Consider the following 10,387-nt stretch of genomic DNA (forward strand, 5'->3'; position numbering starts at 1 on the left):
ACCGTCGGAAACGGTGACTTACTTCTTGCCGTACACCGGGAAACGGTGGCACAGCTCGGTGGCTTCCTTGGCCACGCGCGCCAGTACCGCTTCGTCGGTCGGGTTGTCCAGCACATCGGCCACCAGGTTGGCGACGATGCGGGCTTCTTCTTCCTTGAAGCCGCGGGTGGTGATCGCCGGCGAACCGATACGGATGCCGGAAGTCACGAACGGGCTTTCCGGGTCGTTCGGGATCGCGTTCTTGTTGACGGTGATGTGCGCCTTGGTCAGCGCGGCATCGGCTGCCTTGCCGGTCAGGCCCTTGGCACGCAGGTCAACCAGGAACACGTGGCTCTCGGTACGACCGGACACGATGCGCAGGCCGCGCTCGGCCAGGGTCTTGGCCATCGCGTCGGCGTTCTTCAGCACCTGTTCCTGATAAGCCTTGAATTCCGGAGTCAGCGCTTCCTTGAACGCTACCGCCTTGCCGGCGATCACGTGCATCAGCGGGCCGCCCTGCAGCGTCGGGAACACGTTGCTGTTCAGCGACTTCTCGAACTCGGCCTTGGCCAGGATCAGGCCGCCACGCGGACCGCGCAGGGTCTTGTGGGTGGTGGAGGTCACGAAGTCGGCGTGCGGCACCGGGTTCGGGTACACACCGGCGGCGATCAGGCCGGCGTAGTGCGCCATGTCGACCATGAAGTAGGCGCCGCATTTCTTGGCGATCTGGCCCATGCGCTCGAAGTCGAAACGCAGCGCGAAGGCGGAAGCGCCGCCGATGATCAGTTTCGGCTTGGTTTCCATCGCTACGCGCTCCATGTCGTCGTAGTCGATTTCTTCGTTCTCGTTCAGGCCGTAGGCCACGATGTTGAACAGCTTGCCGGACAGGTTGGCCGGGCTGCCGTGGGTCAGGTGACCGCCGTGGCCCAGGTTCATGCCCATCACGGTGTCGCCCGGCTTCAGGATGGAGAAGTACACCGCCTGGTTGGCCTGCGAGCCGGAGTGCGGCTGCACGTTGGCGTACTCGGCGCCGAACAGCTGCTTCACGCGGTCGATCGCCAGTTGCTCGACGATGTCAACGTGTTCGCAACCGCCGTAGAAGCGCTTGCCCGGGTAGCCTTCGGCATACTTGTTGGTCAGCTGGGAGCCCTGGGCTTCCATCACTGCCGGGCTGGTGTAGTTCTCGGAGGCGATCAGCTCGATATGGTCTTCCTGGCGCTGGACTTCCGCGCCGATCGCAGCTGCGAGTTCCGGGTCAAACTGGGCAATTTTCAGATCAGCAAACATCGTTGACTCTTCCATCTGGAGGGTTTGAACTAAAAGGCAGTCTTGACGTTTAGCCTGTCGCGCGGCGGCGGCAGGGCAAACGTCAACACTGCAGGCAGCTATTTTACCTCATCCGGCGCGGCGCCGTGATGAACAAATGGCAGGTTCGGCATGAAAGCGGTTCATGCCGGACCTGCCATTTCAATGACTTACTGCAGTGTCACAGGCTGCGGCGGCCAGTCGTCGGCGGTGAAGAACAGCGGAATGCCGTCGCGGCTTTCCGGCTGCACCCCGTCCACCACGCGCACGTCGCCGACCTGGCACTCCGCCATCAGCAGGCGGAAGTTGGTCTCGATCTGCGCCACGTCGTCCTGTGCCGCCAGCGGCCACACGAAGCCGCCCCAGTCCTTCTCGTTGCCGGTGGCCGACACGGTGATGTGCAGCTCGCCGTTGTCGTGTGCCGACATGATCGCCACCGGCTCCTGGCCCAGGTCGCGCAGCTGGCGGATCTGGGTGCTGGCAAACACCTGCAGCGCCACTTCCAGCCGTGCAAAGTTGGCCGCAACGATCGCCTGCATCAGCGGCATCGGCGGACGCGGAATCGGGAACAGCGTCACGCCCTCGGTCTTCAGTTGCTCGCCGATGAACTTCATCACCGGCACGCCCCAGGCGCCGACATTGCCGCCCAGTTTCACCGGCGGCTCGGCACCGTCTTCACGGATGGCGACACCGAGCAGGTAGCGCAGGAACACGCCCTCGTCCTTGGCCACGATCGGCGCCGCCGGCAATTCCAGCGGCAGGCCGCGCGCAGCGTCCACCAACTGGCGGGTGTAGCGGTAGATCTGGGCGGAATGGATGCCGACCACATTGTCCGGGTGCAGCAGCTTGCCGGACAGGAATACCTCGGCGCCGTCGGCGAACAGGCCGTGCTGGCGGAACAAGGCATTGAGGGTATCGACGTCGGCGATGCGCTCCGGCAGCGTGGCCTTGCCCTTGCTGCCGATCACCAGCACCAGCGGCACGGCGAAGATCACCGCGTGGCGGCCGCTGTCCGGACGCTCGGCGGCGTCGCGCAGCGCGTCCCACAGCTCGCGGTAGATCTGCTGCGAGGTCACCATCGCCAACGCAACGGACAGCGATAACAGTTCTTCGCGTTCCAGCATCTCGATCAGCGCGGCGCGCAGCGAGGCACGCCACATGGCACGGTCGTCCTCGCTACGCGCGTTCACGATCGATTGCGTGTAGTGGATCAACATATTGGAAGGGGAAGATTCGGGGTACTGACGCGGATCAGGCAACTGCAGGGAAATATCGCTCATCACAGGCAACCGGACAAATCTGGCAAAGGCGATATTGTGGCACAGCTTGGCGTGATGCGCCGCATCAAGCGCAGCAAGCAAGCGCTAGATTTTCACTTTCCAACACGCGATGTGTTCAAAGCGCGACAAAATGTTATATTTTTTGCGTTATTGCAGATTGTATACATTGACAGCGACAAACACGATCCGGATAATCCGTACTCGTTGGGATGCAGCAATTGCTTCTTGATAGTTTCTCCTCTATTTCTCCTTTGTAGACTTGGCGCGGGCGTAAAACCCCGCGCAATTTTTTTGCCCGTTTTCCTCCCCCAGCAAAATCAAACACTTGTTCCGTTCGCCGGCCGTTTGTCGCCGTCGCTTGCGCACGCGCACCAATAACGCCAATGGCATGGTCGTGACGTGGTCCCGGCAGGCCCCCTGCGTTCGGCTTGTCACAGCGCCGCAATCAAAAACGAACATCAAAAGTTCGGTTTCACTGAAAACTGAACAAAAAAAAGCCGCGCCAGCTTGCGCGGCGCGGTCAAGTCAATGCGAAACAATCAGAGGAGAAAACGTCAGGACGACGCTTGCTACGGCTTGGTCACGCCCGCTGCTGAAAAGTTCAGCCGGCTGCCAATTTATTTGCCGTCACGCCTGGCGACGCCGGCGGCCTGGTCCGCAAAATGCCGGCACAGGAAATCGACAAACAGCCGCACCCGCGCCGACAGCGTCAGCGCCGGCGGGTACAGCGCGTAGATGTCCGCCGGCGTGCCCTGCCACTGCGGCAGCACCCGCTGCAGGCGGCCGTCGGCCAACGCCGCGCCGACATCCCACTCCGAGCGCAGCATCACGCCGTGGCCGGCCAGAGCCCAGCCGACCACGCTCTCACCGTCGTTGGCGCTCAGCCGGCCGCTGACCCGCACCAGTTGCTGCTGGCCGTCGCACTGCAGCTGCCACTGGCCGTAGACGGCATCGTTCTCGCGCACGAACAGGCACTGCTGCCGGCTGAGGTCCTGTGGCTGGCGGATCGGCGCGGCCTGCTGCAGATAGGCCGGCGCCGCGCACAGGATGCGGCGGTTGTGCACGATGCGCTGCGCGCACAGCCGCGCATCCGGCGGCGGACCGAAGCGGATGCTGACATCGAAACTGCCCTCCCCCGGCGCCGGCATGCGCTCGGTCAGGCTCAGCTGCACCGACAGCTGCGGATGACGGGCGGCGAACAGCGCGATCGCCGGCGCGATGTGGCGGCGGCCAAAGCCGAAGGTGGCGTTGACGCGCAACAGCCCCTGCGGCTCGGCGTGGCTGCCGCGCAGCGAGCGCTCCAGCTCGCCGATGTCGTCCAGGATGCGCCGCGCCGCCTGCAGGTAGCGCTCGCCCTCCGGCGTCAGCGCCAGCGTGCGCGTGGTGCGGGCAAACAGCGCCACGCCCAGCCGCTGCTCCAGCGCCGCCAGCCGGCGGCTGATCGCCGGGGTGGTGACACCCAGCTCCTGCGCGGTCGCGGTCAGGCTGCCGCAGCGGGCAATGCTGGCGACCAGGGTCAAATCGGCCATCGCGTCCATTATTGCTTTCAGGTAAAGAATGGATTAATTCAATCTGAATTATAAACACGAATGGCGAACGCTAAACTGGCGTCCTCACTTCAATGGAGCCAGCCATGGACCTGCTTTTGCTGTTTGCCACCCTGCTGCTGGGCGCGCTGCTCGGTGCCGTCGGCGGCCTGTTCGGCATTGGCGGCGGCATCATTGCCATCCCGCTGCTGGTGCTGGCCTATCACCAGCCACAGGCACTGGCGCAGGGCACCGCGCTGGTGATGATCGTGCCCAATGTGCTGCTGGCGTTCTGGCGCTACCGCCAGCGTCATCCGTTCCCGCTGCGCACCGCGCTGGCGATGGGCGCCGGCGCCATGCTGGCGACCTATCCGGCGGCGCGGCTGGCGGTGGCGCTGGACCAGCAGCGGCTGCAGCAGGTATTCGCCGCCTTCCTGCTGTGGCTAGCCTACTACTTCTGGCGCCAGGGCCGCCGCGCCCGGCCGCAGGCGGCGCAAGCTTGGCCGCAACGCTACCTGCCGGCGGTCGGCCTGCTCGGCGGTGCCTGTGGCGGCTTGTTCAGTGTCGGCTCCGGCATCATCGCCGCGCCGCTGCTGGTGCGCGGTTTCGGCCTGCCACAGGCGGTGGCACAAGGTATGGCACTGGCGCTGGTGGTACCCAGCGCGCTGGTGGCGCTGCTGACCTATGCCGGCGCCGGCCAGGTGCAGTGGGCCACCGGCATCGCCCTCGCCGTGGGCGGCCTGTCGACCATCTCCTGGGGCGTGGCGCTGGCACACCGCTTGCCGGAGGCGCGGCTGAAGCAGTGCTTCGCCGCGATGCTGCTGCTGACCACGCTGTTGCTGTGGCGCAGCAGCGTGGCGTGAGTCGCGGCTAGCTTATTCATTTACCGAATAACTAATCTCTTAAAACATCTAAGCGGTTATAAACCCTTCGGTTAGCATGGCTGCCTGATCACGATTTGGCAGAAAGCAGACGGCATGGATCCGGGTTACATCATTGCAGGCTTGGCAGTAGGCTTCATCGTCGGCCTGACCGGCGTCGGCGGCGGCTCGCTGATGACACCGATCCTGCTGTGGTTCGGCATCAATCCGGCCACCGCGGTCGGCACCGATCTGCTGTACGCCTGTATCACCAAGATGGGCGGCGTGTGGGTGCACCACAAGCACAAGCACATCGACTGGCGCATCACCAAGCTGCTGGCGATCGGCAGCGTGCCGGCGTCGTTGCTGACCGTGATCGTGCTGCACTACCTGCAGCTGGACACCCAGGCCGCCAACAGCCTGATCAAGGTGATGCTCGGCTTTGCGCTGATCCTCACCGCGCTGGCGATCCTGTTCAAGCCGTGGATCCTGCACCAGATTTCCCGCTTCATGCCGGCACGGCCGGAGGGTTACATCCCGACCAAGGCCACCGTGTTCACCGGCGTGGTGCTGGGCGTGATCGTCACCCTCAGCTCCATCGGTGCCGGCGCGCTGGGCACGCTGGCGATTTTCGCGCTGTACCCGCTGCTGCCGACCGCGCGCCTGGTCGGCACCGAGATCGCCCACGCGGTGCCGCTGACCCTGGTCGCCGGCCTGGGCCACGCCAGCATGGGCAATATGGACTACGGCCTGCTGGTGCAGCTGCTGATCGGCTCGCTGCCCGGCATCTGGCTCGGCAGCCACCTGACCCGCCGCGTCGCCGAACGCTGGCTGCGTCCGGCACTGGCGCTGATGATGGCGCTGATCGGCGCCAAGCTGGTGCTGTAACGCCCCGCTTCGCTCCCGCTGCATGACATTGCGGCCAACCTTGAACCCAAGGTTGGCCGCAATGCCGTTGTGGCGCCGGCGGCGCGCATTGCCGGCTTGGGATATCGCCGTTATCTTCTTATCATCAAGAATGCCGGCGATCCCTTTTTCGGCCGCCCCGTCGCCATCAGCCAAGGATTCCGCGATGTCTGCCTCCCGCCTTGCCACCGCCGTATTGCTATTGCTGTGCAGCCTGAGCCAGGCGCGCGAGGTGCTGCGTTTTGCCATCGACGCCCACAACCCGCCGTTCATGTACGTCGACAGTCAAGGTGTGGCGCAGGGGCTGTACGCGCAGACGCTGCGCGAGTTGGGCCAGCGAGCCGGACTGACCCTGCGCATCGAGGCGATACCGTGGAAGCGGGCGCTGGCCTATCTGGAACAGGGCAGCCACGGCGTGGCCGGCATCTACCGCAACGAGGAGCGGCAACGCAAATACCTGTTCTCCAGGCCGATCTACCGCGAGGAACTGGTGGTGTATGCGCGCAAGGGCCACGCGATGGCACCGTACAGCGGCATCGCCTCGCTGTACGGCAAGCGCGTCGGCGTGCTGTCCGGCTGGTTCTACAGCGAGGACTTCAGCCGCGCCCGCGACCAGCGGCGGCTGCTGGCCGACGAGGCGGCGCGCGACGCGCAGAATGTTGACAAGCTGCGGCTGGGGCGGCTGGACTATCTGATCGGCATCCGTGAAAGCATCGCCGCGCTCAATCACGGCGAACTGGAAGAAGCCGGCATCCTCGCCAGCAACCTGACCTATATCGCACTGCCCGACAGCCCGCGCTCGCGGCGGCTATTACAGCAGCTCAACCCCTACATTGCCGACCTGCCGGACAAAGCGCGCGCACCGTAAACACCCGCACGCTCAGAGCCTGTTCAAAGTCTCGCGCGCTCACGCGAGACAAGGCGAAAACGACCGAGCAAGCGGCGTTTAGCTGGATATAAGCAGCATGCCGCAGGCGTTTGTAGCGCCGTATCGCCCCGTTGCGAACAAGTCGCAGCAGACATTGAACAGCTTCTCACCCCCCGGCGCCGGCCAGCTGCGGCATGCGCGCCGCCTGGCGGATCAGCCGGTTCAGGCGCACCACCGCCAGCACGCACATCACCGCGCCCAGCGCCAGCGTCAGCCGCGTGTCCAGCAGCGTCAGCAGGCCGCCGATCACCGCGATCAGCACATTGCTGATGCAGAAGATGGTCGACAACAGCCCCATCACGCTGCCCTGGCCGTGGTGCTCGAAGCGCTCCGCGCACCAGCTGGGCAGCACCGCGTTGTAAATCGCCAGCGGCAGCCCCAGCAACACCACCAGCACCACGCCGGGGCCATCCGGCAGCAGTGACAGCAGCAACAACCCCAGCGCGAAGATCACCGCCGACTTGCGCGCCTGGCGCAGCGGATCATGGTGCAGGCCGCGCTTGCCGGACACGGTGCTGGCCAGCGACATCATCAGGCACAGCCCGGCGGTGACCCAGGCAATGCCGCTGCTGCCCAGGCCGGCGAACTCCACCAGCCACAGCGGATAGAACTCGTAAAAGGCGTTCACCCCCAGCGCGAACAGCAGCTGCATCCAGAACAGCCCGGCCAGCAGCGCATCCTGCTGCAACAGGCGGAACGCCTGCTGCTGCCGCACCGTCTGCCACAGCGACACGCCTTGCAGCCCGGCGGCGCTACCGGTTTCCGGCAACACCCACAGCAGGATCGCCAGACACGGCAGCAGCGTCAGCGCGCCGATCAGGAACGGCACCGGCTCGCCCAGCGGCAGGGTGAAGCCGCCTATCATCGGCCCCACCAGCCAGCCCATGTACAGCACCGCGTTGAGGATGGCGAAGCTGCGGGTGCGATCCAGCTGCGGGTGCAGGTCGGCGACGATGGCGCGCGCCACCGCGACATTGCCCTCGGTCAGGCCGGTGAGGAACCGCGCGAACACGAACAGCGGATACCAGCGCAAATCCAGCGCCCACGCCGTCAGCAGATAGCCGAGCAGGGTCAGCGACAGCGTGCTGAGCAGCACGCGGCGCCGGCCGAGACGATCGGACAACGCGCCGATGAAGGTGCTGCCGATCAGGATGCCCAGCGGATTGGCGGCCAGCGCCATGCCCAGCAGCAGCTTGGGCGGCAGGCCGGCAAAGTGGTTGAAACCGTCGGCGGCGGCATCGACGAAGATCGGCGCCAGAATCGGGTACGGCATCGCCACCCCGGCGGTACTCATCAACGCCACCAGGCAGATGGCCAGCAAGATCAGGCGCGGATGCGCCACGCCGGAGGGCGTCACGGGAAGAGCCATGCTTGTTTATCCAGGAAACGGCCCACCCACCGCGGCAGCGCGCCGCCGGCATCAGGCCAAACGCATAGCATATCGCCAGCGCGGCCATATCCAAACCGCTTTGTTGCGCGCGCAGCGCAGGCGGCTTGCGGCCAAGCTTGTGCCGCAAGCCGCCGCCACAGCCGCGGCAAGCCCGCCAGCCGGGCATTCTGCCAAGACAAAAAATGAAAAGGTTGGCCGCAACACTGCGGCCAACCTTGTTCTCCCCTCGTGCCGGGCAGCGCCCGGCGGCAAAGTCCCCTCTACCACAGCAGGCCAGACGACAGCCCCGTCCTGCCCTCACTCAGACATCGACCACCAGCTTGTTGCTGGTCAGCAGATTGCTGATGATGGCCTGATCGTCGGCGCCGGCCAGCTGGATACTCTCCAGCACGATGGACTGCGTCACCGCCGTGCCGGCCCCGGCGGAATGAACCGCGATGGTGGTATTGCCATTGGCGTAGCTGAAATCCAGATAGGCATCCAGCGACAGCGCATTGGCATGCTCACCCTGCAACAGGTCGCGCAGGTCCAGCTTGTCGGCGGTACCGCCGGCGCCCCAATCCTTGACGGTGTCGGTGTAAGGCCCGCCGGAAATGTCGGCCAGTGACCAGACGAAAGTGTCGCTGCCTGCTCCGCCGGTCAGCGCATCGTTGCCGCTGCCGCCACGCAGCATGTCGCTGTCGCCATTACCAAACAGCTGGTCGTTGCCGGCACCGCCAAACAGCTGGTCGGCCTTCTCGGCACCGGTGGTGGTATTGTCACCATGCAGAATGTCATTGCCGCCATCGCCGAAGATCACATCCGCCTGCCCGCCAGCTGAAACCGTCTCAATACCCGAACCTCCATCGATATAATCAGAACTATTGCTGGCACTGACGGTATTGACATCCCTAACCTCGATATACAGGGTAGTCGTCACCGGAGCGGTAATCCCGTCGCTGACCGCCACCTCCAGCGCATAGCCCCTGGCATCACCGCCGCCCGGAATCAGCGCCGCCGACTCGTAATCGAGCAGCGACAGATCCTTGACCGACACCACCCCACCCGCCGAAATCTGGAACGCACCGCCGGACGCATCCGACAGCAGGCTATAGCTCAAGGCATTGCCATCGGCATCGCTGGCCAGAACACTGCCCAGCAGAGCGGAAGCAAAACCGGTCGGGTTTGTTGCCGAGTTCAGCAAATGCTCAAACATGCTGACCAGCACGCCACTGCTGAGGAATTGCGGCGCCGAATTATCGGTCGCGCCCTGGATCGATACCGTGATGGTCTGCTGCGCCGTGCCATCGTACGACTTCACCAGCAGCGTATCGTAGACCGTGGTGCCGCTATTCAGCGCCTGAGTGGCCGCCCTGTTGTTGTCCAGCAGATAGCTCCACACCCCGCTGCCGGTATCCAGCGTGAAACTGCCGTACACCCCGTCCAGGCTGTCCGGTTGCTGGAACACCGCCTCGCCGTCATCGACATCGTTCAGCAGCAGCGTACCACCGGTAGTCGGCACGCCGGCAAGCGCGGCAGTCGCTTCCTGCACCGCACCACTGGCAGTACCACTGATGCTCGCCAGATCGTTGGTACCGGTGACGGTGATGGTCAGCGTCTGCACGTTGGAGTCGGCGGTGCCGTCGTTGGCGGTGAAGTTCACCACCACGTCCTGGGTGACACCGGCTTTCAGGTGGTCGTAGGCGCCGACAGTCGGGTCGAAGCTGTAGCTGCCATCGGCATTGAAGGTCAGTCCTACCGGTGCCGGAGCGGTCAGGCTGTAGCTCAGCACGGCATCGTCGTCCAGGTCGCTAGCCTGCACCTGGCCGTTGATCGTCGCCCCGCCCTCGGTGGCGGCATCGAGCTTGGCCACCGCCAGCGGCGCATCGTTGGTACCGGTGACGGTGATGGTCAGCGTCTGCACGTTGGAGTCGGCGGTGCCGTCATTGGCGATGAAGTGCACCACCACGTCCTGGGTGACACCGGCTTTCAGGTGGTCGTAGGCGCCGACAGTCGGGTCGAAGCTGTAGCTGCCATCGGCATGGAAGGTCAGCCCCGCCGCTGGCGCCCCGGTCAGGCTGTAGCTCAGCACGGCATCGTCGTCCAGGTCGGTGGCCTGCACCTGGCCGTTGATCGTCGCCCCGCCCTCGGTGGCGGCATCGAGCTTGGCCACCGCCAGCGGCGCATCGTTGGTGCCGGTGACGGTGATGGTCAACGTCTGCTCGTTGGAGTCG

General features: G+C 64.9%; 8 protein-coding genes. 3 read left to right on the top strand and 5 right to left on the bottom strand.

The window, feature by feature from the left end; genetic code table 11:
- Positions 1–18: 18 nt before the first annotated feature.
- The 3 genes from glyA to PQU89_RS13335 all read right to left on the bottom strand — a co-directional run bounded on the left by glyA (position 19) and on the right by PQU89_RS13335 (position 4,093).
- The gene (gene glyA / locus PQU89_RS13325) at positions 19–1,266 is read right to left on the bottom strand and encodes a serine hydroxymethyltransferase (protein WP_272766261.1); all 1,248 of its coding nucleotides are present in this window, start codon (positions 1,264–1,266) and stop codon (positions 19–21) included.
- A gap of 188 nt (positions 1,267–1,454) precedes the next feature.
- Entirely contained in the window at positions 1,455–2,564 is a 1,110-nt protein-coding gene (locus PQU89_RS13330) for a hypothetical protein (RefSeq protein WP_272766262.1), read from the bottom strand.
- Positions 2,565–3,181: 617 nt separating this feature from the next.
- On the bottom strand, positions 3,182–4,093 hold the full coding sequence (locus PQU89_RS13335; protein WP_272766263.1) for a LysR family transcriptional regulator: 912 nt from the start codon (positions 4,091–4,093) through the stop codon (positions 3,182–3,184).
- A 104-nt stretch (positions 4,094–4,197) separates the two neighbouring features.
- Between PQU89_RS13335 and PQU89_RS13340 the strand changes: the two genes are divergently transcribed.
- From PQU89_RS13340 to PQU89_RS13350, 3 genes are all read left to right on the top strand, one after another.
- Positions 4,198–4,953, top strand: a complete 756-nt coding sequence (locus tag PQU89_RS13340; protein ID WP_272766264.1) for a sulfite exporter TauE/SafE family protein — start codon at positions 4,198–4,200, stop codon at positions 4,951–4,953.
- Between the two features lie 114 nt (positions 4,954–5,067).
- Positions 5,068–5,838: a sulfite exporter TauE/SafE family protein gene (locus PQU89_RS13345; RefSeq protein WP_272766265.1), complete on the top strand. Its 771-nt coding sequence runs from the start codon at positions 5,068–5,070 to the stop codon at positions 5,836–5,838.
- Between the two features lie 184 nt (positions 5,839–6,022).
- Positions 6,023–6,724, top strand: a complete 702-nt coding sequence (locus tag PQU89_RS13350; RefSeq protein ID WP_272766266.1) for a substrate-binding periplasmic protein — start codon at positions 6,023–6,025, stop codon at positions 6,722–6,724.
- A 166-nt stretch (positions 6,725–6,890) separates the two neighbouring features.
- Here the strand turns inward: PQU89_RS13350 and PQU89_RS13355 are convergent, their stop codons facing one another.
- Positions 6,891–8,153: an MFS transporter gene (locus PQU89_RS13355; protein ID WP_272766267.1), complete on the bottom strand. Its 1,263-nt coding sequence runs from the start codon at positions 8,151–8,153 to the stop codon at positions 6,891–6,893.
- Positions 8,154–8,475: 322 nt separating this feature from the next.
- On the bottom strand, positions 8,476–10,387 hold a 1,912-nt coding region (locus tag PQU89_RS13360), incomplete at its 5' end, for a VCBS domain-containing protein (protein WP_272766268.1).

This window comes from Vogesella indigofera (assembly GCF_028548395.1).
GTDB lineage: Bacteria > Pseudomonadota > Gammaproteobacteria > Burkholderiales > Chromobacteriaceae > Vogesella > Vogesella indigofera_A.